Below are 22,760 nucleotides of genomic sequence, written 5' to 3' on the forward strand. Positions count from 1 at the left end.
TGCAAGCAAGGCAATCAATACCAGGCGCGGCTCCGCGCCTGGGTACCTCGGCTTTCGTGTTGCTCGATAATAAACCTAATAAAAGAGACGATACCCATGACCACCCAGATCGACGTTACCCAAGTGGTAGCCAACAGCCGCCTAGGCCCCTATCAGATGCTGGTTCTGCTCATGTGCTTTGCATGCATGACCATCGATGGCTTCGACATTCAGTCAATGTCGTACGTCGCACCCGAAATCATCAGTCAATGGGGCATTGCCAAGGCCAGCCTGGGGCCGGTTTTCGGCGCCAGCCTGGTGGGCATGCTAATGGGCTCACTGTTGTTTGGCCCCATCGCCGACGCAATCGGTCGGCGCCCCGTGCTGGTCGCCGCTCATCTCATGCTGGCGCTGACGATGTACGCAACATCGTATGTGGAGTCGATAACCGGCCTGATGCTCATGCGCCTGCTGAGTGGCTTGGCCATGGGTGCGATCGTGCCCAACGCCATCGCGATGTCGACCGAGTTCGCGCCCAACCGCCACAAGGTCACCCTCCTGATGCTGGTGTCTTCGGGCATGGTGTGCGGCGGTATCGTCGGTGGGCTGATCGCCGCCTGGCTGATCCCGCTCCATGGCTGGCATAGCGTGTTCTACGCCGGCGCACTCGCACCGTTGGTGTTGGCCATTGCCATGTTCGCGCTCATGCCGGAGTCGTTGCAGTGGCTGACCGCGACGGGCAAATCGCCGTTGCGTGTGGCCCGCACGCTGTCACGAATCGCCCCGGCACTGGTCATCACTGAAGTCAGCACGTTCATCACCAGCCCGCCCAGGCAATCCGGCCTTTCGGTAAAAGGCTTGTTCGCTGCCGAACATGCTCGTGGGACGGTGCTGCTCTGGCTGATGAATTTCATGAACATGCTGTGCGTGTACTTTCTGGCATCGTGGATTCCGGTGCTGATGAGCGACGCCGGGCACACTGCCTCCGAGTCGGTGCTGGCAGGCGCAATGTTATGGCTTGGAGGGCTTGGCGGCACCTGGTTGCTGGGATGGTGCGTGGACCGCAAAGGCTATGTCGCGGTGCTCTTGCCCACCTTCGCTGTAGCAGGCGTGGCGATTGTGCTCTTCAGCCGCTACTACAGCGGCATACACGTGGCCTACCTGTTCATTGCCGTGGCCGGCTTCGGGGTTATGGGTGGCCAGGCCCTGCTCAACACGATGGCCTCGACCTATTACCCTACTGCGTTGCGCTCCACCGGCCTGGGCTGGGCACTGGGGCTGGGCAGACTGGGCGGCATCATGGGCCCGATCCTCGGCGGCAGCCTGTTGACGCTGCAATGGCCCACCGCCGACCTGCTGCTGCTTTCTGCCCTGCCTATAGGGGTCACCGTCATTGCTGTTTTGATTTTCTCGAAAAGCAGCGATAAAACATGGTCAATGTCCGGCGGCGCCCGTCAACCCAGGTCGCGAATCAGCCGTTGATGCCGCTGCTGCGCGGCGTACGCAACCTGCGGCCACACATGCACCGTGTCCCCCGGCAAACATTGCGCCAGGCGCGCCAGCGCCAACGGGCTCAGCGCCCCCAGCCGTGGGTAGCCACCAATGGTCTGGCGGTCGTTCAGCAGAATGATCGGCTGGCCATCGGGCGGCACCTGCACGGCCCCCAGCGGAATGCCTTCGGACACCAGCCCCGGGCCGTCGTAGCGCAGCGCCGTGCCGGTGAGGCGCAGCCCCATGCGGTCGCTGCGGGTGTCCAAGGTCCAGGCCTGGTTGAAGGCATCGAACAGGCTCTGGCCACTGAAGCCGCTGGCTTGCGCCCCCAGTATCAGCTCCAGTTGCGCCGGGGCGTGCAGGTCGGGGATCAGCGCCGGCGGCACGGCACGCACCAGGCAGGCTTCGCCCGCCCACGCCAGGCGGTCATCGGCCTTGAGGCCACTGCCCCGGCCATCCAGGCCACCGAGCCCTTCGCGGGCCACGGTGGCGCAACTGCCGGCCAGCAACGGCGCCTGCACCCCGCCCGGCACCGCCAGGTAGGCACGCACCCCCAGCCGGGGGCTGGCGAAGCACAGCTGCTGCCCGGCGCGCACCTTGAACGGCCGCCACACGTCCAGCAACTGGCCGTCCAGGGTGGCGCCCAGGTCCGCACCGGCCAGGGCCAGCCAGCCCTCACCCTCGCAGCGCAGCTGCAGGCCGCCCAGGGTCACCTCCACCACGGCGGCGTCCAGGCGGTTGCCCAGCATCCAGTTGGCCCAATGCTGCGCCAGCCAGTCCAGGGCGCCGCCCTGGGTCAGGCCCAGGTGGCGCACGCCGAAGCGCCCGCCATCCTGCACGCTGGCCTGGGGGCCGGTTTTTTCCACGATTAAAGCGTTCATGCCTGTGCCTCCATGGGCGTGTCATCGCCACCCAGGCGAAGGAATTCGTCACGTTGCACGGGCACGAAGCGCACCCGATCACCGGGGCGCAGCAGGCTGAAGCCTTCCAATGCCGGATCAAACAGGCGCGCCGGGCTACGCCCCACCAGGTTCCAGCCACCGGGCGAGACTGCCGGGTAGATCGCCGTCTGCCGTTCGGCAATACCGACGCTGCCAGCCGCCACGCGTTGGCGCGGCGTGGCCAGGCGCGGGCTGGCCAGCCGCGGGTCCACCAGGCCCATGAAGCCGAACCCCGGGGCAAAGCCCAGGGCGAACACCGAGTAGGTGCGGCCAGTATGCAGGGCAATCACTTCATCCACGGGCAGCCCCCGCTGGCCCGCCAACGCCGCCAGGTCCGGGCCAACGCTTGGGTGGTACCACACCGGCAAGGCCAACTCGCGACCGCCGTCCGCAGCGGCGGGCTCAAGCCCGGCCAGGGCCTGCTCGCACAGCGCCCGCGCCTGGGCGTCGTCCAGCTGGGCCAGGTCATACTGCAGCATCAGCGTGGTATAGGACGGCACCAGCTCCACCAGCGCGCCGGCGAACGTGGCCCGCACGCGCTCGGCCGCCGCCAGCAACCAGGGCACGTTGGCCTCGTCGATCACCTCGAACAGGCGCAAGGTCAGGCAATCGATGGCCGCGACTTCGATGCGCGCCTTCATGCCGGCAGGCCATCCAGTGCCTGGCGGATCTGCCGCACCGCCGCCACCGACGCCGGGTTGTCGCCGTGCACGCACAGGGTGTCGACGTGCAGGCGCAGAGCGCTGCCGTCACGGGTGGTCAGCGGTTCGCCGCGGGCCAGGCCCAGCGCCTGGGCCACCACCTGCGCCGGGTCGTGGTGCACCGCACCGGGCAGGCGCCGGCTGACCAGTTGGCCGTCGGGCTCGTAGGCGCGGTCGGCGAAAGCCTCGAACCACAATTGCAGGCCCAGCTCGCCCGCCAGCGCCTGGCTGGCGCCAGTGTCGGCGGTGGCCATCAGCATCAGCGGCAGGTGCGGGTCGTAGGCGTGCACGGCGCGCATTACCGCGCCCAGGCGCACCGGGTCGGCCATCATGTCGTTGTACAGCGCGCCATGGGGCTTGACGTATTGCACGCGGCTGCCCTCGGCGCGGCACATGGCGTCCAGGGCGCCGATCTGGTAGAGCACCAGGTCCTCGACCTCCTGCGCCGAGCAGGCCATGCTGCGGCGGCCAAAGCCGACCAGGTCGGGGTACGCCGGGTGGGCGCCGATGCGCACCTGATGGCTCACCGCCAGGGCCACGGTACGGCGCATGGTGCCCGGATCACCGGCATGGAAGCCGCAGGCGATGTTGGCGCAGTCGATCAGCGGCATCACCTCGGCGTCCAGGCCCATGGACCAGGCGCCAAAGCTTTCGCCGATATCGCAGTTGAGCAAGGGACGTTTCATGGGGGGCTCCGTAGGTGGCTGATGAGCAAATAGCTGATAGCCAAATTGTTCCCCTGCAAGCCGCGCAAGGTCCAACGGATTATTCGCGGTACAGGTGATAAGCAAAGTCGATCACCGTTATGATGAAGTCTCGCCCGCCGGAAGCCGTCGCCATGAACCTCAAGTTTCTCGAAACCTTCATCTGGGTCGCGCGCCTGGGCAGCTTCCGGTTGGCCGCGCAGAAGCTCTTCAGCACCCAGGCAGCGGTGTCCAACCGCATCGCCGCGCTGGAGGACGAACTGGGGGTACGGCTGTTCGAGCGCGACGCCCGCGGCGCCACCGTGACCCCGCGTGGCCAGGCCCTGCTGAGCTACGCCGAGCAGGTGCTGGACAGCACCCAGGCGCTGCGCCAGGCGGTGGACGCCGGCCACCCCGGGCGGGTGCGGGTGGGCGTGATGGAGAGCGTGATCCATACGTGGCTGGGGCCGTTCATCCAGCGCATCGATGCCCTGCGCCCGGCCCTGGAGCTGGACCTGCAGGCCGATACCGCGCGCAACCTGGCCGAGCAACTGCGCCGCGGCCAGCTGGACCTGGTGCTGCAGACCGACCCGCTACCCGACGAGGGCCTGCGCAACGCCCACCTCGCCAGCTACCCCATGGCTTGGCTGGCGCGCACCGGCAGCGCCCACCAGGCCGACAGCCTGGCCCTGCTGGCCAGCGAGCGGCTGATCACCTTTTCTCGTCACTCACGCCCCCATCAGGACCTGCTGGGCCTGCTGCACGCCCATGGCCTGCGCGCGCCACGACTGTGTTGCATCAATTCGGTAGCGGCCATGGAGCGCCTGCTTGCCGAGGACTTCGGCATCGCTGCCCTGCCCCCGGCGCTGGTCAGCGACGCGCTGGCCAGCGGCAACCTGCAGTGCCTGGACGTGCAGCCGATACCGGCGGACCTGGAGATGTTCGCCAGCTGGCGCGCCGGGGTTGGCCTGGAAACCGTGGAAAGCCTGGTCGGCCTGGCCCGCGAAGCCGCCGCCGAGCACGCCCGAGGGTTGCGCCCCGGTCAGGTGCACCTGCACTAAACAAGCGCACCACAACAACCCATGCAACAGCAACTGTCTTGTGGGAGCTGGCGTTCCAGCGAGCTTTTATGGCCCCAACAGCTCGCGGGCACGCCCGCTCCCCCACGGGCATGGACGCGGCCTGCGGCCACTGCTACAGGCTTCTGGCACGAGTATTGATTACTCACTCCGCAAGGATTGTTGAACAATCATCTCTCAGCGGAGCTTCCCGATGTCCAGACGTGCCAGCCTTACCCGTTCGCTTCTTGCCCTGTCCCTGCTCGCCACCGCTCAAGCCCAGGCCGACGAGGCCACCCTGCAGCCGCAACGCCTGAGCATCGGCTCGGACCTCACCTACCCGCCCTACACCTACCTTGCGCAAGGCAAGCCCGCCGGTTTCGACCCAGCGTTCATGACCCTGCTGGGCAGCCACCTGCAATTGCAGCCGCAGTTCGTCGACACGCGCTTCGCCAACCTGGTGATGGGCGTCAACGCGCGGCGCTTCGACCTGGTGGCCTCGGCGCTGTACGTGACGCCCGAGCGCGCCGCCCAAGTGGACTTTCTGCCCTACCTGAAAAGCGGCGCGTCGCTGATGGTGCGCAGCGACGACAGCTTCCGCCCCCTGCAGCCGCAGGACCTGTGCGGCAAGCGCGTAGCCTCGATCAAGGGCGGCTCGTGGATTCCCAAGCTGGCGGCGCTGTCGAAGGATTACTGCCAGGCCAACGGCCAGGGGCCGATCGACTCGCGTGAATTCCCCACCTCGCCGGAAGCTGCCCAGGCCTTGCTGGCCAAGGCCGTTGACGTGCAGTTCGAGGACGCCGCGGTGGCGCGCATCACCACCGACAAGCTCAAGGGCCGGGTCACCATCAGCTCCAGCGCACTGATCTACCCCGTGGTCATCGGCCTGGCCGTGCGCAAGGGCAATGACGCCCTGCTGAACGAGTTGCGCCAGGGCTTCAGCGCCATGAAAGCCAGCGGCGAGTACCAGACCCTGCTCAGCCAATACAACCTGGCTGAACCCAGCGCCGCCGAGATCGCCCAGGCCCTGGGCCAGAACCCGCAAGCCGCGCAGTAAACCGGAGTACACCCCATGCAATTCGATTGGCATTACGCCGCCAGCCTGCTGGTCAACGGCGACTTCTGGAAAGCCGTGGGTACGGTGGTCGAGCTGAGCCTGGAAACCTGGGTGCTGGGCATCGTGCTGGGCTTCGTCCTGGCCCTGGCCCGGCAATCGCCACGCCGCAGCCTCAACCGCGCCGCCGCCCTGTACATCTGGTTCTTCCGCAGCCTGCCATTGCTGGTGCTGCTGATTTTCGTCTACAACCTGCCCCAGGTGTTCCCGGCAACCAGTGTGCTGCTGTCCAACCCTTACGCCGCCGGCCTCATCGCCTTGGTACTGAGCGAGGCCGCCTACATCGCCGAGATCCACCGCGGCGGCCTGCTGGCGGTGCACAAGGGGCAGCTGGAGGCTGGCAAGGCCCTGGGCATCCGCTACAGCGGCGTGCAGCGGCTGATCGTCATCCCGCAGGCGCTGCGGGTGGCGCTGCCCACGTTGGCCAACGAATACATCACCATCGTCAAGCTGACGTCGCTGGTGTCGGTGATTTCGCTGTCGGAGATTCTGCTGGTGGGCCAACAGCTCTACACGCAGAACTTCCTGGTGATGGAAACCATGCTCGCGGTGGCCTTCTACTACGTGCTGATCGTAACCGTCTTCAGCTACCTGCTGCGCCGCCTGGAGCGCTACCTGGACGTCAGCCAGCGCACGCCCCGGGCGGTGGCCGACAGCGCCGCCGGCACCGCTGCAACCCCGCAAGCCGCACCGGCGCGCCAGGGTGAACACGCGCTGCGGCTGCGGGGTGCGCGCAAGCACTATGGCCCGCTGGAAGTGCTGAAGGGCATCGACCTGGACGTGCGCTTCGGCGAGGTGGTGTCGATCATCGGCCCGTCGGGCTCAGGCAAGACCACGCTGATCCGCACCCTCAACGGCCTGGAAGGCCTGGACGCCGGCACCGTGGAACTGTGTGGCGCGCCCTTCCTGCGCGGTAGCGGCGAGGCTGGCGGCGGGCTGGGGCCAAGGGTGCACATGGCGGGCATTGTCCAGGTGGGCATGGTGTTCCAGGGTTTCAACCTGTTCCCGCACAAGACCGTGCTCGACAACGTGCTGCTCGCCCCGCGCCACCACGGCCACGGCGCCGACACCGACCTGCGCGCGCTGGGCCTGGCCCTGCTGGGCAAGGTCGGCCTGCGCGAGCACGCCGGCAAATACCCCCACCAGTTGTCCGGCGGCCAGCAGCAGCGCGTGGCCATTGCCCGGGCCCTGGCCATGCGCCCGCAGGTGATGCTGTTCGACGAGCCGACCTCGGCGCTGGACCCCGAGCTGGTGGGCGATGTGCTCAAGGTCATCGAAGACCTGGCCCGCGACGGCATGACCATGATCATTGTCACCCACGAAATGAAGTTTGCCTTCCAGGTCTCCGACCGGGTGGTGTTCATGGAGCGCGGGCAGATCGTCCAGGCCGGCGCGCCGCGCGAATTGCTGGATAACCGCAGCGAACGCATGGGCCGCTTCCTCAAGGATGTACAGCTGGCATGACCGACAAACTTCCCCCACATGCCGCCGAAGGCCTGTCCCTGGCTGACCAGGTGGCCCAGGAACTGCGCGAAGACATCATCGGTGGCCGCCTGCTGTCCGGCATGGCCCTGGTCGAAGCCGACCTGGTGAACCGCTACAACGCCTCGCGCAACACCGTGCGTGAAGCCCTGCACCAGCTGGGCCGCGAGGGCCTGGCCACCTACGTGCGCAACAAGGGCGTGATGGTGCGCCGCCTGGGCGTGGCCGAAGTGCGCGACCTGTTCCTGGTGCGCCGCACCCTGGAGATCCAGGCCATCCTCGGCAGCCAGCCGCTGCGCGAATACCAGTCCGACCGCATGCTGGACGCCATCGAAGCGGCCGAGCTGGCCCGCGACCGCGAGGACTGGCAAGCCTTCGGCACCCACAGCCTGCGCTTCCACCAGCACATCGTGGGCTTGCTGCGCAGCCCGCTGCTGGATGCCTTTTTCACCAATATCGCGGCGCAGATGCGCCTGGTGTTCGCCGTCGCCCCCGACGAGGAGAACTTCCAGCGCCCCTGGCTTGAGCGCGACCATGAGATCCATGACCTGCTGGCCGCCGGCCACCGCCAGGCGGCCGCGGAAACCATGAACCGTTACCTCGACGATTCCGAGCATGCCCTGCTCGACCTGTTGAGCCACCCTACCCGCACTTAGCCCCGCAGGCATGACTGCGCGCAACCCAACGGAGAACCCCATGAAACCGACTCCTGTTACCCAGGCACCCACCGACGCCGCACAGCGCAAGGCCATCAAGCCAGTGCTCTGTTACCCGGTGGAAACCTTGCCGCGCCCCGACATTGGCGCTTACCGTGTCGTGCGCGACGGGCTCAAGCACGTCCGCACCGTGGTAGTACCCGCCCGCGACGCGGCCACCTTCACCGTACCAGCCGGCAGTTTCTTCCGCATTGTCTCCACCGAGGGGCCGCAGGTCGGCGACCTGAACCTGTTCAACCAGCATGACCTGACCGAGCGCTTCTACACCGGCAAGACCCGGGCACTGAACGGCACGCACCTGGGTGTCGGCGACCAGCTGTTCTCAAGCTTCCCCACCCTGCGGCCCATGGCGACCATCACCCATGACACGCTCGACTGGTATGGCTTCGACGAGTTCGGCGGTTCGGTGCACGACGTGATCGGCACGCGTTGCGACCCCTACACGCACAACCTGCTCAGTGCCGGCGGCCAGTACCACCACTGCTGCCATTCGAACCTGACGCGCGCCCTGTCGACCTCCACCGGGCTGGCACTGCATGACGCCGAGCCGTATGTGCATGACGTGCTGAACGTGTTCATGTGCACCGGTTTCACCCGCGACACCGGCCAGTACTTCATGAAGGCCAGCCCTGTGCAGCCCGGCGACTATCTTGAGTTCTTCGCCGAGATCGACCTGTTGGGCTGCCTGTCCGCGTGCCCAGGCGGTGACTGCTCCGCCGAACACTCCTCCGACACCGCCAAGTGCTATCCGCTGCTGGTGGAAATCTACCAAGCCGCGCAGCAACCCGAAGGCTGGGTTGCGCCGCAGGTGAATGGTTACGACCGCAGCCACGGGGTGTAGAGCAGCAACTGTTTTGAAACCGCGTCGTCTGCATCGCGACTAAAGTCGGCTCCTACGCCTTACGTGGTAGGAGCCGGCCTTGGCCGCGAAGCAGGCGACGCGATCGACGAGGTACACGGGGCCCCGTTGCAGCGGCCGTAGGCCGCGTCCGCACACACCGCGTATCCCCCGGCATATCGCGGCGTTGCCGGACGCAGCCTCGCGGCAGCTGCTACGGAGGGGTGAGGTGGTTGATCGCAGCGCAGTTTACTGCGCTTCGTCTATCGTGGAGTGGTCGGCGGCGCCAGCAGAGCGCGTACGCCTACCCACATCGCCTGTGCACGCCAGCTTGTTCCTCGGACATCGGAAGTCGTCATGCCCAAACGTCGCCATTCCCACCCCGAAGCACCGGCTGCACCGCGCGCGCGCAACGTTCTTTATGGCCTGGTGGCAGCGGCGGCCGTGGTCGCACTCGTGGCCCTGTGGTGGTTTATCCAGGCGCCGCCACCAGCGCCTGCACCTGCGTTACCCGCTGCCACCCAGCTTCCGCCCCCAGCCCCTCCGCCCGCGCAACTGGTGGATGAAAGCACCTGCCAGGGCTGCCACGTGGCCCAAGTGAAGGACTGGCAAGGCTCCCACCACCAGCTGGCCATGCAGGCCGCTGCCCCCGCCACCGTGCTGGGCGACTTCAACAAGGTGACCTTCAAGGGTGACAAGGAAACCGTGCGTTTCTTCCGCCAGGGCCAGGAGTACTGGGTAAACACCCCGGGCGCCGACGGCCAGCCCGCGGATTTCAAGGTGGCCTATACCTTTGGCGTGGCGCCGCTGCAGCAATACTTGCTGGAGGCACCCGGTGGGCGCCTGCAGGCCCTGGGTGTGGCCTGGGATACCGAACACAAGCGCTGGTTCCACCTGTACCCGGGCCAGGGCGTGAACTTCAAGAACCCGCTGCACTGGAGCAAGCCCTCGCAGAACGCCAACTTCATGTGCGTGGAGTGCCACACCACCGGCTTCAAGCGCAACTTCGATGCCGCCAGCAATACCTTCGCCAGCCACTGGAACAGCCTGGGCGTGGGCTGCCAGGCCTGTCACGGGCCCGCTTCCAACCACCTGGCGTGGGCGGCCGCGCAATCGCCGCTGGCCAATGCCGGCTTCGAGGTAAACCTTGCCGGCAAGGCTGCCACCACCGAGATCGAGACCTGTGCGCGCTGCCACGCCCGCCGCGCACCGCTAAGCGATGGCTATAGCAACAAGCAGCGGTTGATGGACGACTACCTGCCCGCCACGCTGACCCGCGAGCTGTATGCCCTGGACGGCAAGATCAAGGAGGAAGTGTTCGAGGCCGGCTCGTTCCAGCAAAGCAAAATGTTCGACAAGGGCGTGCGCTGCAGCAATTGCCATAACCCCCACAGCAGTGGATTGAAAGTCGCCGGCAATGGCGTGTGCCTGCAATGCCACAACAGCGCCGGTAAAACCCCTTACGCGACCGTCGACGGCAGCGGCCTGCAGGCCAAGGACTACACCGCGCCCGAACACACCCACCACACGCCCGGCCAACCAGGCTCGCAGTGCGTGGATTGCCACATGCCCGGCAAGTTCTACATGGTCAACGACTACCGCCACGACCACGGCTTCAGCCTGCCCAACCCCGAGCGCGCCGCCAGGCTGGGCACCCCGGACGCCTGCCTGGGCTGCCACCAGGACACCGCCGCGAGCAAGGTCAGCGAGCAGTTTCGCCTGTGGTACGGCGCCGACAAACCCCAGCCGCCCCGCTACGACGAAGGCCTGTGGCTGATACGCGCCGGCAAGCCCGATGCGGCCAACGCCCTGGCGACGTTGCTGCAACAGAACAACCTGCCCGCCATCCGCCGCGCCACCCTGCTTGGCGAAGTGCCGGGCTACCCTTCCGCGCAGTCGTTGAAACAGGCCACACGCGACCTGCAGCACCCGGACCCGCAAGTACGCGAGATTGCGGTGCATGCGTTCAGCGGCCTGGTTGACCCGCAGCAGAACAACGCGGCGCTGCTACCCCTGCTGAACGACCCCGTGCGCGCCGTGCGCATCGCCACCGCCCGCGAACTGCTGCAAGCCGGCGCCAGCGGCAACCTGGGCGCCGCGCAACCGGCGTGGGCCAGCGCTATCGGCGAATACGAAAGTGTGCAGCACAGCCTGGCCGAACGTGCCGAGGCGAACCTCAACCTGGCGATGCTGTACCAGGCCACTGGCCGGGCCGGCGAAGTGGAGCCTGCGCTGCGGACGGCGCTGGTGCGCGACCCGGACTTCCTGCCCGCCGTGGTGACCCTGGCCCAGTGGCTGGACAACCAGCAGCGCGGCGACGAAGCCGCGGCCCTGATCGACATGGCCGCGACGGCCCACCCCGAATCCGGCCTACTTGCCCATACCCAGGGCCTGCGGCTGATTCGCGCCCGGCAGATGCCTGCGGCCATTGCCGCCCTGCGCCGAGCCGTCGCCCTGGCGCCGGAGAACCCACGCTACAGCTTCGTACTTGGGGTTGCGCTGCACGACAGCGGCCAGTTGCAGCAGGCCAACAGCGCGCTACAGGCGGGCCTCGACCGGCATCCAGCCAGTCGGGAGCTGCGCTTGACGCTGGCGCAATACCTGCGCCAGCAAGGGGATGCGCAAGGCGCCCAGCAACGGATGCTGGAGTTGCAACAGATCAATCCCCAGGACCCGATCTTCGCGACGCCGCCGCGTCAATGACGGCAAAAAAAAGGCGCCACCAAGGGCGCCGTGTTTCTTCGCGCTCTACCTGCCGGCTGTCACTTGGCACTGGCCTTGAGCTTATCGAAGGTAAGGTGGACATCAGAGGCCCAACCGTCCAGTACCGCTTTTGCATCCGCGACCGTCATGACCGATTTGTCGGTTTCCAGGTTGGCGCCCGCCCCTTTGCGCACCACCTCGGCAACGACCTGGTGGGTGTCGGCGTCCAGGAAGGCGACCTCGGTAGCGATACTGGTTTCCTGGTCGCGCCCACCGGCGGCCGTGTTCACCGCTGCCGCGACCAGGGCAATGGGCAGGATCTCATAAGGTTGGAAGCCTTCGGTCTTGCTGCTCACGGCAGTAATGGCCGGGCGCACCACTAAAACACCGGGGCCGGGGCCATTGGCCAGTGGCAGCGACTTGCCCAGCTCGCGCTTGAGTGCCTGGTCAAAGTACGCGGTGATGCCTTTCAGGGTGGCTTGCGGAATTTGCGCGGTAGGTTTGGGCTGCGGGTATAACTGGCTGGGCTCGATATAAACACTGCTGAACTTGCGTATATCCACCTTGGGGTCAATCCAGCGCATCACCGGCACACCGCTCGCCGACTTGCCTTCTTCCAATCGGCTGTAATCCTTTAAAAACCCGGAATACTCCCCAGGCGACGGCGCCTTGGAAGCGCACCCCGCCAGGATCGCGGCGGAAATACATAGCGAACTAACCAGTATCGGAAACTTCATGTGCAGCTCCTTAGTGTGTCAAGAGTGGCGGTAGCCTTGAGCACAAGTAGGTATAGACCACGTTTTCACCCTTCCACGAAAACATGGATGACCGATGTGAATAACCTTTAAAGCGAAAGGCTCTTTTGAAAAAAAATAATCATGTTGTCAGGCATAGTTAATAGGGGCACATGCGCAGCAACCGCTCTACATTAACTTTCGGCAGCTACTTTCGTGCTATTTCAGCAGCCCTTTTTACAAGCAGCAACGCGGGGTTTGCGACGCAAGCCAGGGCTGATATCAGCCGGCGTGATGCCATGGATAACAAATAGCGATTGGCGTTATTTCTTGGCACGGCTCATTCTTCACTCACTTTTTAAACGTCACCACACAGGACTTCCGCATGCAAAACGCTATCTACTGGCCAGAAGGCTTCATCCCCGGCCTCACCGACAACTACGTCTCCAACGAAGTCATCGTCGCCGGGCTCAGTGCCGCCGACGTCTGGCCGCTGCTGGCTGTGCCGGCACAATGGCCAACCTATTACAGCAACTCCGCCAACACCCGCTTCCACGACAACCAAGGCCCGGCGTTGGCCGACGGCGTGCGCTTCTACTTCGAGACCTTCGGTTTTCCGGTGGAAGCCCAGTGCAACGAATTCATCGCACCTACTGCCACCCAGCCAGGGCGCGTGGCCTGGCATGGCTGGGCAGGTGAAGGCGATACCCGCCTGGACGTGCATCACGCCTGGTTGGTCGAGAACCTGGACGGCGGCCGCGTGCGCATTCTCACCCAGGAAACCCAGGTGGGTAAGCCCGCCGAAGAACTGCGCACGGCCAAGCCCAACCCCATGCTCAACGGGCATCAGGACTGGCTGGACGGCCTGGTGGCCGCAGCGTTCAAGGCACGCGCCTGACCGCTTCTGTAGCAGCTGCCGCCAGGCGGCGTCCGGGCCACCGAAGCATTCGCATACCGCCGATAAAAAACTAAAACCGCATGTTCAAACACCAACGGTTAGTTGCTTCATTCCACGCTGAAGCAACTAAGCGAATGCAGTCAATTGGCATGCCAAAGATACTGACGGTTGCCTTTAGCGCCTTTAATCAGCTGGCCGGTAAATAACCTGCACTTCTCCAGGCATGAGAAAGTCCGACGTTGTGCATGGTGTCATTTCATGCGAACAACCAGAGGTAACTATCATGGCTGACAATCAACAAGGCCGCGGCAACCAGGGCGGCACGCAACAGGACAATCCCGGCAACTTTGCCAATGATCGGGAAAAAGCCTCCGAGGCCGGCAAGAAAGGTGGCCAGGCCTCCACCGGCAACGTCCCCACCGACAAGGAAAAAGCCTCGCAGGCCGGCCGCATGGGCGGCCAGCACAGCGAGGGTGGACGCGGCAGCAGCGGCACCGGCGGCACTGGCGGAACCAGCGGTTCCAACCAGGACAACGAATGATCCTGACAGTGCGCCATGGCGCTTTTAACCGCACTTCCCAGCGAGGTATTCAACGATAAACATTACACCTGCAGAAAGCGTGGTCTGGCTGCGGCTGCTTCGCGGCCAAGGCTGGGTCCTACCACGAATAGTGTAGGAGCCAACTTTAGTCGCGATGTAGACGACACCATTTCAAGACAGTTGCTGCTAGATACTGTGGGAGCTGGCTTGCCAGCGAGCTGTTGGGGCCATAAAAGCTCGCTGGCAAGCCCGCTCCCACAAGACAGCTGCTGCTACGGAAGATGGTTGGCGATGCCGCGCAGCACGGCGGCGAAATCATCCGGGGCTTCGGCGCAGGAGGTGTGGCCGGTTTCCAGTACGTGCAGCGTTGCCCCGGCGATTCCATTGGCCATTTCCTGCGCGTGGCCGAGGGTGCGGGCGGGGTCGTGTTGGCCATGGACGATAGCGGTCGGCACGCGCGGCAAGTTGGCCAGCAGCGGCGCGCAATCAATCGCCTGCTGGCTGAGCAGAGCCTCGACCACCGCATGGCGATCGAGCCGGGACGGGTAACTGCGCAGCGCCTGCAGCAGCGGCTCCGCCGGCAACTGCCGAAAACAGCGGGCAATGAACGCCTCCTGAAACCCCTCTGACCAATCCCGCTCGACACGCTTTACCAGGCTGGCGATATCGCCGTGGCCGCGGGTGTTGGCGCCGCTGTTGGCAAGCACCAGCCCCTTGATTGGCGAAGCACCCCGCCGCGCACTCAGCAACGCGGCCAGCACGGCAATCGGCGTACCCATGGAATGGCCGACCAGGATGACCGCGGGCAGCGCTGAAATCACCTCGCTGACGCGGGCGGCGACAGACCGCAGGTCGTGCGCGCCGTCGCCCTCCAGCCAGCCGAGCCCCACCGCAGGAAGGCCACTGCGCAACGCAGCCTGTGCAAATACCTGCGGCGAACACATCGCGCCTGGCAGGCAAACCAGGGTGGGCCCTGGTACCTGCCCGTCGCTCAACCGTATGCTGTGCATCCTGCTCAATACCCCATCCCTTGCCGTTCACTAAAGCCGAAAAAGTGCCTGCGCATTTTTATACGCAATTTTCTCCCGGTCCAGCTCGCTGATGGCAAGCCCCTGCAAAAATTCACGCGCTCCCGTGTGCGTGAGGTAGGGATAGTCGACGGCGTAGATGATGCGGTCGGCGCCCATCACTTTGTGGATGAACTCGAAGTGCGGCTCGTTGAACATGCCACTTGGGGTGACATAGACGTGCTCTTTATAGGTCTGCGAAACGCTGCGCGACAGCCCCGTTACCTGCTGGGGCAACATGTCGTCCATGCGCTGCAGGTAGAACGGCACCATCTCGCCCCAGTGGCCGCTGATGACCTGCAGCTTGGGAAACCGGTCGAATACGCCGGCCAGGATCATGCGGATCACCTGGATACCCGCCTCGTGGTGCCAGCCCCAGCCAAACAGCGACAGCCGTGCGCTGACCTCCTGCTGAAGCCCGCCGTAGTACGGCGCTTGCACTTGCGGAAGCACGAAGCCTGGGTGCGCGTAGAGCGGCACCTCCAGCTCGTTGAGCTTCGCCAGCACGGGTTCATAGCGCGGGTCGTCGAGGAACGTCTGGCCTGGGCGGCCGGTCAGCAAGGTCCCGACCATGCCCAGCTGGGTAACCGCCCGCTCAAGCTCGGCTGCGGCAGCTTCAGGGTCACTCCAGGGCAAGGCAGCGAAGCCGCCGAAGCGGCTGGGGTGGGCCCGCACGGCCTCGGCAAGGCGGTCATTGGCGGCACGCGTCAGCTCGACGGCCTGCGGGCCCTCGATGAGCTGCGGGGCATTACTGTAGGACAGCACCTGCATGTCGATGCCGTGCTGGTCCATCTCGGCGATGCGCCCAGCGCCAAGGTCGCCGGCCAGTGCCATCGCGGTCCGGGGCGCCTGCAGGTGCGGCCGGTTGTCGTTGAAGCTGCCTGGTTGGTCGGGGATACCGTTTACCCAGTCGGCCATGTAGCCCGCCTCAAGGGCCTGCGCCGGGTAGCTGGCGGCAGCGATGGCGGCGTCGGTGACGTGTTCTTCAATACAGATGATCTTCACGAGTGCGGTCCTGAAAGGTGGCGGGTCAGGCCTGCGCCTTGGGCGGCAGGTTTCGCGAAGCATCCGCTGGTCGCTGCATGAGCACAAATATATAGATATGACTGATTGATCAGTAAAAGTGATGGATGTGTATTGAACAACGACGCGGCCTAGTGGCCGCTGCTACGTACTCTCTGTAGCAGCGGCCGCCAGGCCGCGTCCGGGCCTACTCACACGCCGTTCTTGACCTTGCTCCAGATGCGCGTGCGCAGCCGGTCGATGTTCAACGGCATGGCTTCGAGGATGAACATCTTGTCCATCACCTCCTGCGGTGGGTAAGCAGCGGGGTCAGCCTTGAGTTTCGGGTCCACCAGGCTGTCGGCCGCAGCGTTGCCGTTGGCGTAGCGCACCGCGTTGCTGATGCTGGCCGCCACGTTGGGCTCCATCATGTAGTTGATGAACGCGTAACCGGCCGCCTCGTTGGGGGCGTCGACGGGCATGGTCATCAGGTCGATCCAGAACGGCGCGCCCTCCTTGGGAATTTCGTATTTCACCTTCACGCCGTTGCCCGCCTCGGTAGCGCGGTTGGCGGCCTGCATCACGTCGCCGGACCAGCCCACGGCCAGGCAGATATCGCCGTTGGCCAGGTCGCCGATGTATTTGGCGCTGTGGAAGTAGGTGACGTTCTTGCGCATTTGCAGCAGCAGCGCCTCGGCCTTTTTGTAATCGGCGGGGTCCTTGCTGTGGGGGGGCAGGCCCAGGTAGCGCAAGGCGATTGGCAACAGCTCGGGGCCGTTGTCCAGCACCGCCACGCCGCAACCGTGCAGCTTGGCCAGGATCTCCGGCTTGAACAGCACGTCCCAGGTGTTCATGGGAATGTCCTTGCCCAGCGCGGCGCGCACCTTGTCGACGTTGTAGCCGATGCCCGTGGTGCCCCACAGGTACGGCACGCCATGCAGGTTGCCCGGGTCGTCGGCCTCCAGGGCCTTCATCAGCATGGGGTTGAGGTTTTTCCAGTTCGGCAGCTTGCTGCGGTCCAGGGTCTTCAGCGCGCCGCTCTGCACCTGGTGGGCCATGAAGTGCGCCGACGGGAACACCACGTCATAGCCCGAATGGCCAGCCGCAAGCTTGGCGTCCAGGGTTTCATTGCTGTCGTACACATCGTACTGGGTGCCGATCCCGGTGCTGCCCTGGAAGTTCTGCAAGGTATCGGGGGCAATGTATTCACCCCAGTTGTAGATGTGCACGACTTCAGCGGCTTGGGTGGTACAAGCCACGAACATCAGCGGCAACAGTTTCTTGAGCATGAGCACCTCGATTACCAGACCTAAGGGGGGCGGCAGTTCAGAAGATAAGCACGTACGTTTTTCTTGTTGTTTCCTGCACATCCCAGATGCCATGGGTGTTGGCGGGCATCATCAGGGCGTCGCCGGCGACGATTTCGATCGTTTCGCCGCCGTCCGGGGTAAAGGTGCAGCGCCCAGTGGTGAAGTGGCAGAACTCCTGCTGTGGAATCTGCCGGCGCCAGCGGCCGGGGGTGCATTCCCACACGCCGGTCTCGACGCCGTCGATGCGTTCGACACTGGTGACCGACACCGTGGCCACCGGGTCGCCCAAAGGCACGGCCACCGGGAAGCTCTCTTCCAGCGCCAGGGTGTGGCTGCCTTTCAAATGCGTGATGTTCATGTTGCGCTCCGTTTATTAGTGAGGAATCAGCCGACTTTCCAGGCCATCAGGCCTTCCATGCGGGTCGCCAGGGCTTGCGCCAGGCGGCGCCGCCACGCGGGGGTATGGGGGTTGGCCAGCAGCGCATCCTCACTGCTGAAGCTACGGATGATGGCGTTGTAGCCCAGCCAGCGGCAGGGTTCGGGTTCCCAGCTGCGCAGGCTGCCCACCGGGCTGTCGGTGAACACCCAGGGCTGTTGCAGCAAGGCGCTGTCCTGGCCCAGGATCAGGTCAGCCAGGGTGCGCCCGGCCAGGTTGCTGGCCCCCACCCCTTCGCCGCCGTAACCGCCGGCCAGGGCGATGCGGTTCTTCGCGTCGCGCAGCATGTGTGGCCGGAAGCGCCGGGCCATGCCCAGGTTGCCGCCCCAGGCGTGGGTCAGGCGCACCTTGCGCAGCGCCGGGAACAAATCGCCCATCAGCGCCTGGCGCAGGCCGCGCTCGTCGGCATTCAGGTTGAAGTCGGTGCGCAGGCGGCCGCCAAAGCGGTAGCCGCCGCGGGCGCCGAACACCAGGCGGTCATCGCAAGTGCGTTGGCCATAAGTGACCTGGCGGCTGAACTCGCTGAAGGCCTGGCCCTGGTTCAGGCCGATCTGTTCCCACACCGACGCCGGCAGCGGTTCGGTGGCCACCATCAGGCTTTGCACCGGCAACTGGTGCCGGCCCAGCGGCGGCAGTTCGGCCGCGTAGCCCTCCACGGCGGGCACCACCCAGTCAGCGCGCACGCTGCCCTGGGCGGTGGTGACCAGGCCCGGCTGCCAGTCCAGCGCGCGGGTGCCTTCGTAGATCTCCACGCCCAGCGCCTCGACGCTACGGGCCAGGCCACGCGCCAGCCGGGCCGGGTGAATGGTGGCGCAGTGCGGACTGTAGACCGCGCCATAGGCGTTGGCCATGCGCACCTGGCCGGCCAGTTCGCCAGGCTCAAGCCAACGGTAGTCGCCTTCGCCCAGGCCCAGCTCGCGCAGGTGCTGCAGGTAGCCGCGCAGGCTGGTCAGTTGTTCGGGGTAGCGCGCGGCGCAGTACAGCACGCCGCCCTTGCGCAGGTTGCAGTCGATGCCCTCGCGGGCCACCACCTGGGCCACTTCATCGGGAATGCCATGCAGCAGGTCGAAGGCCTGCCGGCGAAGCGCTGCGGGCAGTGGCGCCAGCATGCGGTCCTCGCCCAGCAGGTTGCCCATCAGCCAGCCGCCGTTGCGCCCCGAGGCGCCGAACCCGGCCACCTCGGCCTCGACGATGACCACGCGCAACTGCGGCGCCAGGCGCTTGAGGTAGTAAGCCGTCCACAGCCCCGTGTAGCCTGCGCCGATAATCGCCACGTCGGCCTGCACCTGCGCGGTCAGCGCCGGGCGCGCGCTGCGCGGCTCTTCGAGCTGGTCCATCCACAGACTGATCTCACCCCACGACTTCATCGAAGCCTCCTGTCATCAAACGATGGGCGCAGGCTAATGGGCTGGCGGGGGCGGCGTCGTTCGTGCGGGCACGCGTGGAAAAAATCGGCGGTTCAAGGTGGATTGCCCTGGCCGCACCTGCCAGGTTGGCATAACCTGACCACGACCTTCTTTGCCAAAGCCATCATGACGCCTGATATCAAGCATTTGGACTTCAACCTGCTCAAAGCGCTGGACGCCCTGCTGGACGAGCGCAGCGTGACCCGTGCAGCCCAGCGCCTGGCGCTGACCCAGCCGGCCGTCAGCGGCATGCTCGTGCGCCTGCGGGACAGCTTCGGTGACCCGCTGTTCGTGCGCGCCCAGCGCGGCATCGTGCCTACCCCCCGCGCGCAGGCCTTGGCCAGGCCGGTCAAGCAGCTGCTGGGGGAGATCGAGGCCATGCTGCGCCCGGCGGCGTTCGAGCCTGCCACTGCTGCCATGACCCTGACCCTGGCGTCCACCGACTACGCCCTGCGCGCGGTGGTGGTGCCGTTCCTCAGCGCTTTGCGCCAGCAGGCGCCCAACATTCGCGTGGCGGTGCGCCCCCTCGACAGCCAGGCGCTGGAGGGGCAGATGGAACGCGGTGAAGTCGACCTGGCGCTGGTCACGCCCGACAGCCTGGCGCCCGGCACGCACGCGGCCGCCTTGTTCGACGAGCGCTACGTGTGCGTGCTGCGTGCCGGCCACCCGGACGCCGCCGACGGGGTATTGGCGCTGGAGCGCTTCTGCGCGCTCGACCATGTGCTGGTGTCGCCAGCGGGCGGCGGGTTCAGCGGCGTCACCGACAGCGCGCTGGCCAGCATTGGCCATGCCCGCCGGGTGGTCACTTCGGTCACCAGCTTCCTGGTGTTGCCGGAGATACTGCTGGCCAGTGACCTGGTCGCCGTGGTGCCCCTGCGCCTGGCGCTGCACCAGCCGGGGCTGGCATTAATGGACCCGCCGGTGGCCATCCCGGGGTTCAGCAAGACGCTGGCCTGGCATGAGCGCACCCACCATGACCCGGCGCAGCGCTGGGTGCGTGAGCTGCTGGTGCAGACCTGCCAGGACCTCACCCCACCCCCGTAGCAGCTGCCGCAGACTGCGTCCGGGCTCACTGCGGTGTGCCGGGAACAGCGCGGCGCCTTGGACGCGGCCTGCGGCCGCTGCTACAGAACCCGCGTTGCAAAACGCTCGTGTAGCAGCTGCCGCAGGCGGCGTCAGGCGGCCGGCCGCCAAGGGTGCAATCCTGCCCTTGAGGTGCTAGCGTAATTGCATCGAGCATTCGATCGCCGTGCTCTGTGTGACTTCTGCCCCCATCAAGGTGACCCCATGCCGCGCCCGAACAACGAATACCGCTCGCTCAGCAACCTTGCCCACGAAGCCAGGCGTGCCCTGGAAGCGCCGGAAGGCCTGGACCGCGCCAACCTGGTGATGCGCATCCTCTGCGCCAAGTTCAGGGAAGAGAACCGCGAGGCGCTCAAGCGCGACAAGCGCGAGTGAGCCTGGCATGAACCGTTTCAGGAAACTGCCGCCCCGCCGATAACACAGTGAGTGGGTTCCGCACAGGGAGCGCCAATGTACGCAAGCAGCTACAACAGCCTGTACGTCCTTTTTTCACTGGTTGTCGCCATCCTGGCGTCCTATACCGCGCTGAACATGACCGGCCGCGTCGCGCGCGCCAGGGGCCATGCCGCCGCACTGTGGCTGGCCGGCGGTTCGTTCGCCATGGGCACCGGCATCTGGGCCATGCACTTCATCGGCATGCTGGCCTTCCAGCTGCCCATCGACCTGGGCTACGACCTGCGCCTGACCGGCCTGTCGCTGCTGATCGCGGTCGCCTCCTCGGCGTTTGCGCTATGGCTGGCGTGCCAGAAGGAAATGCCGCTGCCGCGCCTGCTGCTGGGCGCCGTGCTGATGGGCATCGGCATAGCCGCCATGCACTACACCGGCATGGCCGCGCTGCTGATGAACCCCGACGTGCAGTACAGCCCTGCCCTGTTCGCGCTGTCGGTGGTCATCGCCATCCTGGCCTCGGGCGCGGCATTGTGGATAGCCTTCCGGCTACGCAATGAAGGCAAGTTCATCAACCGCGCGCGCCTGGGCGCCTCGCTGGTGATGGGCTGCGCCATCGTCGGCATGCACTACACCGGCATGGCCGCCGCGCAATTCCCCTTGGGCAGCGTGTGTGGCGCAGTGAACGACGGCCTCGACAGCAAATGGTTGGTGGTAGTGGTGATCGTCGTCACCCTGGCGGTGTGCGCCATTGCCCTGGTGATCTCCATGCTCGACATCCGCACCAGCTTGCTGGCCAATTCCCTGGACCGCGCCAACACCGAGCTGGTGAAGCTGGCGCTGCACGACAGCCTCACCCACCTGCCCAACCGTACGCTGCTCAACGACCGCCTGGAACAGGCGATTCACAAGGCCACCCGGCAGAAAACCCGCTTCGCCATGCTGTTCATGGACCTGGACGGGTTCAAGGCGGTCAACGACACCTACGGCCACCACACCGGCGACCAGTTGCTGATAGAGGTGGGCCGGCGTATCAGCCTCAACCAGCACGACGAAGGCACCGTGGCACGCCTGGGCGGTGATGAATTCGTGATACTCACCGACAGTTGTGAGCCCGAGGATGCCGCCGTGCTGGCCCAGCGCGTGGTGGAGGTGATCAAGCAGCCCTACGTGCTCGGGCAGCAAACGGTGCACATTTCCACCAGCATCGGCATCGCCGTGTTCCCGGCCGACGGCGCCAACGACCATGAGCTGATGGTGAATGCCGACGCGGCCATGTACCACGCCAAGGAACAGGGCCGCGACGGCTACTGCTTCTTTGAAAAAGCCATGAACATCAACGCCCACCAGCAATTGCAGCTGCAGCAAGACCTGCGCAAGGCGCTCGAACGCAACGAATTCGTGCTGTTTTTCCAGCCCAAGATCGTCGCCCCCGCCGGCCCCATGACCGGTGTCGAGGCGTTGCTGCGCTGGAACAAGCCGGACATGGGCCTGGTGCCGCCCGACCGCTTCCTGCCCTTGGCCGAGCGCAGCGGGCTGATCGTGCCCATCGGCAATTGGGTGATCAACGAGGCGTGCCGGCAGATGGCCGAGTGGCACGCCCAGGGCCGGCGTGACTGGACCATCGCGGTCAACCTGTCGACGGTGCAACTGGCCAACGCCGGGCTGGTGGATGTGGTGCGCTCGGCGCTGCAGCGCAATGGCCTGCCGCCCCGCTACCTGACCCTGGAAATTACCGAGACCACCGCCATGCGCGACGCCGAGGCAGCGCTGGTGGTGCTCGACCAACTGGCGGCGCTGGGCGTGGGTATTTCCATCGACGACTTCGGCACCGGCTACTCCAGCCTGCTGTACCTCAAGCGCCTGCCCGCCAATGAATTGAAGATCGACCGCGGGTTCATCACCGAGCTGTCCCAGGGCAACGAGGACGAAGCCATCGTCTCGGCCATCGTCGCGCTGGGCAAGACCCTTGGCCTGAAGGTGGTGGCCGAGGGCGTGGAAACGATCGAGCAGCGCGAAATGCTCACCGAGCTTGGCTGCGATATCCTGCAGGGGTACCTGCTGGGCAAACCAATGAGTGCGCTGAAGCTGGCAGAGCAGTTCAGCGTCGAAACGGCGCGCGCGTGACCCACCCTGTGGGAGCTGGCTTGCCAGCGAGTTTTTCAGGGCCCCAAAAACTCGCTGGCAAGC

21 protein-coding genes are annotated in these 22,760 nt (G+C 65.6%); 12 read left to right on the forward strand and 9 right to left on the reverse strand.

Annotated features, from left to right (window positions below; genetic code table 11):
* The first annotated feature begins 96 nt into the window (after positions 1 to 96).
* On the forward strand, positions 97 to 1,461 hold the full coding sequence (locus AC0SZ7_RS18045; protein ID WP_475505654.1) for an MFS transporter: 1,365 nt from the start codon (positions 97 to 99) through the stop codon (positions 1,459 to 1,461).
* On the opposite strand, the gene AC0SZ7_RS18050 is transcribed toward AC0SZ7_RS18045, so the two are convergent.
* From AC0SZ7_RS18050 to AC0SZ7_RS18060, 3 genes are read right to left on the reverse strand one after another with little or no spacing between them, the layout of a single operon-like run.
* Positions 1,434 to 2,351 (reverse strand): 5-oxoprolinase subunit C family protein, encoded by a 918-nt coding sequence (locus tag AC0SZ7_RS18050; protein ID WP_475505655.1) that lies wholly within the window; start codon positions 2,349 to 2,351, stop codon positions 1,434 to 1,436. The genes AC0SZ7_RS18045 and AC0SZ7_RS18050 overlap by 28 nt on opposite strands.
* Positions 2,348 to 3,052, reverse strand: a complete 705-nt coding sequence (pxpB, locus tag AC0SZ7_RS18055; protein WP_475505656.1) for a 5-oxoprolinase subunit PxpB — start codon at positions 3,050 to 3,052, stop codon at positions 2,348 to 2,350. Before pxpB ends, AC0SZ7_RS18050 begins: the two co-directional genes overlap by 4 nt.
* Positions 3,049 to 3,798: a 5-oxoprolinase subunit PxpA gene (locus AC0SZ7_RS18060; protein WP_475505657.1), complete on the reverse strand. Its 750-nt coding sequence runs from the start codon at positions 3,796 to 3,798 to the stop codon at positions 3,049 to 3,051. The genes pxpB and AC0SZ7_RS18060 overlap by 4 nt, the downstream gene beginning before the upstream one ends.
* Positions 3,799 to 3,950: 152 nt before the next feature.
* On the opposite strand from AC0SZ7_RS18060, the gene AC0SZ7_RS18065 reads away from it, so the two are divergent.
* From AC0SZ7_RS18065 to AC0SZ7_RS18090, 6 genes are all read left to right on the forward strand, one after another.
* Entirely contained in the window at positions 3,951 to 4,856 is a 906-nt protein-coding gene (locus AC0SZ7_RS18065; RefSeq protein WP_475505687.1) for a LysR family transcriptional regulator, read from the forward strand.
* A 211-nt stretch (positions 4,857 to 5,067) separates the two neighbouring features.
* Positions 5,068 to 5,910, forward strand: coding sequence for a transporter substrate-binding domain-containing protein (locus tag AC0SZ7_RS18070; protein WP_475505658.1), 843 nt, complete (start codon positions 5,068 to 5,070; stop codon positions 5,908 to 5,910).
* A gap of 15 nt (positions 5,911 to 5,925) precedes the next feature.
* A complete protein-coding gene (locus tag AC0SZ7_RS18075) occupies positions 5,926 to 7,431 on the forward strand; it encodes an amino acid ABC transporter permease/ATP-binding protein (protein ID WP_475505659.1) in 1,506 nt (501 codons plus the stop codon).
* Positions 7,428 to 8,105: a GntR family transcriptional regulator gene (locus AC0SZ7_RS18080; RefSeq protein ID WP_475505660.1), complete on the forward strand. Its 678-nt coding sequence runs from the start codon at positions 7,428 to 7,430 to the stop codon at positions 8,103 to 8,105. Before AC0SZ7_RS18075 ends, AC0SZ7_RS18080 begins: the two co-directional genes overlap by 4 nt.
* 40 nt (positions 8,106 to 8,145) lie before the next feature.
* Positions 8,146 to 9,006, forward strand: coding sequence for an urea carboxylase-associated family protein (locus AC0SZ7_RS18085; RefSeq protein ID WP_475505661.1), 861 nt, complete (start codon positions 8,146 to 8,148; stop codon positions 9,004 to 9,006).
* 354 nt (positions 9,007 to 9,360) lie between these two features.
* Complete coding sequence (locus tag AC0SZ7_RS18090; RefSeq protein ID WP_475505662.1) at positions 9,361 to 11,706, forward strand: HEAT repeat domain-containing protein; 2,346 nt, start codon at positions 9,361 to 9,363, stop codon at positions 11,704 to 11,706.
* A gap of 59 nt (positions 11,707 to 11,765) precedes the next feature.
* Here the strand turns inward: AC0SZ7_RS18090 and AC0SZ7_RS18095 are convergent, their stop codons facing one another.
* On the reverse strand, positions 11,766 to 12,443 hold the full coding sequence (locus AC0SZ7_RS18095; protein ID WP_475505663.1) for a DUF3313 domain-containing protein: 678 nt from the start codon (positions 12,441 to 12,443) through the stop codon (positions 11,766 to 11,768).
* A gap of 382 nt (positions 12,444 to 12,825) precedes the next feature.
* Here AC0SZ7_RS18095 and AC0SZ7_RS18100 point away from each other — a divergent pair, with 382 nt between their 5' ends.
* Positions 12,826 to 13,338, forward strand: coding sequence for an SRPBCC family protein (locus AC0SZ7_RS18100; protein ID WP_475505664.1), 513 nt, complete (start codon positions 12,826 to 12,828; stop codon positions 13,336 to 13,338).
* A gap of 283 nt (positions 13,339 to 13,621) precedes the next feature.
* Positions 13,622 to 13,879 (forward strand): con-10 family general stress protein, encoded by a 258-nt coding sequence (locus tag AC0SZ7_RS18105; protein ID WP_475505665.1) that lies wholly within the window; start codon positions 13,622 to 13,624, stop codon positions 13,877 to 13,879.
* A gap of 272 nt (positions 13,880 to 14,151) precedes the next feature.
* Here AC0SZ7_RS18105 and AC0SZ7_RS18110 read toward each other — a convergent pair whose 3' ends face one another.
* The 5 genes from AC0SZ7_RS18110 to AC0SZ7_RS18130 form a co-directional block, all read right to left on the reverse strand.
* Positions 14,152 to 14,889, reverse strand: a complete 738-nt coding sequence (locus tag AC0SZ7_RS18110) for an alpha/beta fold hydrolase (RefSeq protein ID WP_475505688.1) — start codon at positions 14,887 to 14,889, stop codon at positions 14,152 to 14,154.
* A gap of 30 nt (positions 14,890 to 14,919) precedes the next feature.
* Complete coding sequence (locus AC0SZ7_RS18115; protein WP_475505666.1) at positions 14,920 to 15,951, reverse strand: amidohydrolase family protein; 1,032 nt, start codon at positions 15,949 to 15,951, stop codon at positions 14,920 to 14,922.
* A gap of 209 nt (positions 15,952 to 16,160) precedes the next feature.
* A complete protein-coding gene (locus tag AC0SZ7_RS18120) occupies positions 16,161 to 17,237 on the reverse strand; it encodes a polyamine ABC transporter substrate-binding protein (RefSeq protein WP_475505667.1) in 1,077 nt (358 codons plus the stop codon).
* Positions 17,238 to 17,274: 37 nt separating this feature from the next.
* Entirely contained in the window at positions 17,275 to 17,616 is a 342-nt protein-coding gene (locus AC0SZ7_RS18125) for a cupin domain-containing protein (protein WP_475505668.1), read from the reverse strand.
* A gap of 26 nt (positions 17,617 to 17,642) precedes the next feature.
* Complete coding sequence (locus tag AC0SZ7_RS18130; protein WP_475505669.1) at positions 17,643 to 19,061, reverse strand: NAD(P)/FAD-dependent oxidoreductase; 1,419 nt, start codon at positions 19,059 to 19,061, stop codon at positions 17,643 to 17,645.
* 165 nt (positions 19,062 to 19,226) lie between these two features.
* Between AC0SZ7_RS18130 and AC0SZ7_RS18135 the strand changes: the two genes are divergently transcribed.
* From AC0SZ7_RS18135 to AC0SZ7_RS18145, 3 genes are all read left to right on the forward strand, one after another.
* Entirely contained in the window at positions 19,227 to 20,144 is a 918-nt protein-coding gene (locus AC0SZ7_RS18135; protein ID WP_475505670.1) for a LysR family transcriptional regulator, read from the forward strand.
* A 243-nt stretch (positions 20,145 to 20,387) separates the two neighbouring features.
* Entirely contained in the window at positions 20,388 to 20,558 is a 171-nt protein-coding gene (locus tag AC0SZ7_RS18140; RefSeq protein ID WP_475505671.1) for a hypothetical protein, read from the forward strand.
* Positions 20,559 to 20,633: 75 nt separating this feature from the next.
* Positions 20,634 to 22,697: a putative bifunctional diguanylate cyclase/phosphodiesterase gene (locus tag AC0SZ7_RS18145; RefSeq protein WP_475505672.1), complete on the forward strand. Its 2,064-nt coding sequence runs from the start codon at positions 20,634 to 20,636 to the stop codon at positions 22,695 to 22,697.
* The last annotated feature ends 63 nt before the right edge of the window (positions 22,698 to 22,760 follow it).

The organism is Pseudomonas sp. JC1203 (assembly GCF_056175065.1).

Excerpts from the sequence above, each read along its gene's own strand:
- AC0SZ7_RS18110 (WP_475505688.1), bottom strand. The coding sequence starts at position 14,889 with ATGCACAGCATACGGTTGAGCGACGGGCAGGTACCAGGGCCCACCCTG.
- AC0SZ7_RS18130 (WP_475505669.1), bottom strand. The coding sequence starts at position 19,061 with ATGAAGTCGTGGGGTGAGATCAGTCTGTGGATGGACCAGCTCGAAGAG.
- AC0SZ7_RS18120 (WP_475505667.1), bottom strand. The coding sequence starts at position 17,237 with ATGCTCAAGAAACTGTTGCCGCTGATGTTCGTGGCTTGTACCACCCAA.
- AC0SZ7_RS18085 (WP_475505661.1), top strand. The coding sequence starts at position 8,146 with ATGAAACCGACTCCTGTTACCCAGGCACCCACCGACGCCGCACAGCGC.
- AC0SZ7_RS18100 (WP_475505664.1), top strand. The coding sequence starts at position 12,826 with ATGCAAAACGCTATCTACTGGCCAGAAGGCTTCATCCCCGGCCTCACC.
- AC0SZ7_RS18145 (WP_475505672.1), top strand. The coding sequence starts at position 20,634 with ATGTACGCAAGCAGCTACAACAGCCTGTACGTCCTTTTTTCACTGGTT.
- AC0SZ7_RS18070 (WP_475505658.1), top strand. The coding sequence starts at position 5,068 with ATGTCCAGACGTGCCAGCCTTACCCGTTCGCTTCTTGCCCTGTCCCTG.
- AC0SZ7_RS18060 (WP_475505657.1), bottom strand. The coding sequence starts at position 3,798 with ATGAAACGTCCCTTGCTCAACTGCGATATCGGCGAAAGCTTTGGCGCC.
- AC0SZ7_RS18090 (WP_475505662.1), top strand. The coding sequence starts at position 9,361 with ATGCCCAAACGTCGCCATTCCCACCCCGAAGCACCGGCTGCACCGCGC.
- AC0SZ7_RS18135 (WP_475505670.1), top strand. The coding sequence starts at position 19,227 with ATGACGCCTGATATCAAGCATTTGGACTTCAACCTGCTCAAAGCGCTG.
- AC0SZ7_RS18125 (WP_475505668.1), bottom strand. The coding sequence starts at position 17,616 with ATGAACATCACGCATTTGAAAGGCAGCCACACCCTGGCGCTGGAAGAG.
- pxpB (WP_475505656.1), bottom strand. The coding sequence starts at position 3,052 with ATGAAGGCGCGCATCGAAGTCGCGGCCATCGATTGCCTGACCTTGCGC.
- AC0SZ7_RS18050 (WP_475505655.1), bottom strand. The coding sequence starts at position 2,351 with ATGAACGCTTTAATCGTGGAAAAAACCGGCCCCCAGGCCAGCGTGCAG.
- AC0SZ7_RS18140 (WP_475505671.1), top strand. The coding sequence starts at position 20,388 with ATGCCGCGCCCGAACAACGAATACCGCTCGCTCAGCAACCTTGCCCAC.
- AC0SZ7_RS18095 (WP_475505663.1), bottom strand. The coding sequence starts at position 12,443 with ATGAAGTTTCCGATACTGGTTAGTTCGCTATGTATTTCCGCCGCGATC.
- AC0SZ7_RS18065 (WP_475505687.1), top strand. The coding sequence starts at position 3,951 with ATGAACCTCAAGTTTCTCGAAACCTTCATCTGGGTCGCGCGCCTGGGC.
- AC0SZ7_RS18075 (WP_475505659.1), top strand. The coding sequence starts at position 5,926 with ATGCAATTCGATTGGCATTACGCCGCCAGCCTGCTGGTCAACGGCGAC.
- AC0SZ7_RS18045 (WP_475505654.1), top strand. The coding sequence starts at position 97 with ATGACCACCCAGATCGACGTTACCCAAGTGGTAGCCAACAGCCGCCTA.
- AC0SZ7_RS18105 (WP_475505665.1), top strand. The coding sequence starts at position 13,622 with ATGGCTGACAATCAACAAGGCCGCGGCAACCAGGGCGGCACGCAACAG.
- AC0SZ7_RS18080 (WP_475505660.1), top strand. The coding sequence starts at position 7,428 with ATGACCGACAAACTTCCCCCACATGCCGCCGAAGGCCTGTCCCTGGCT.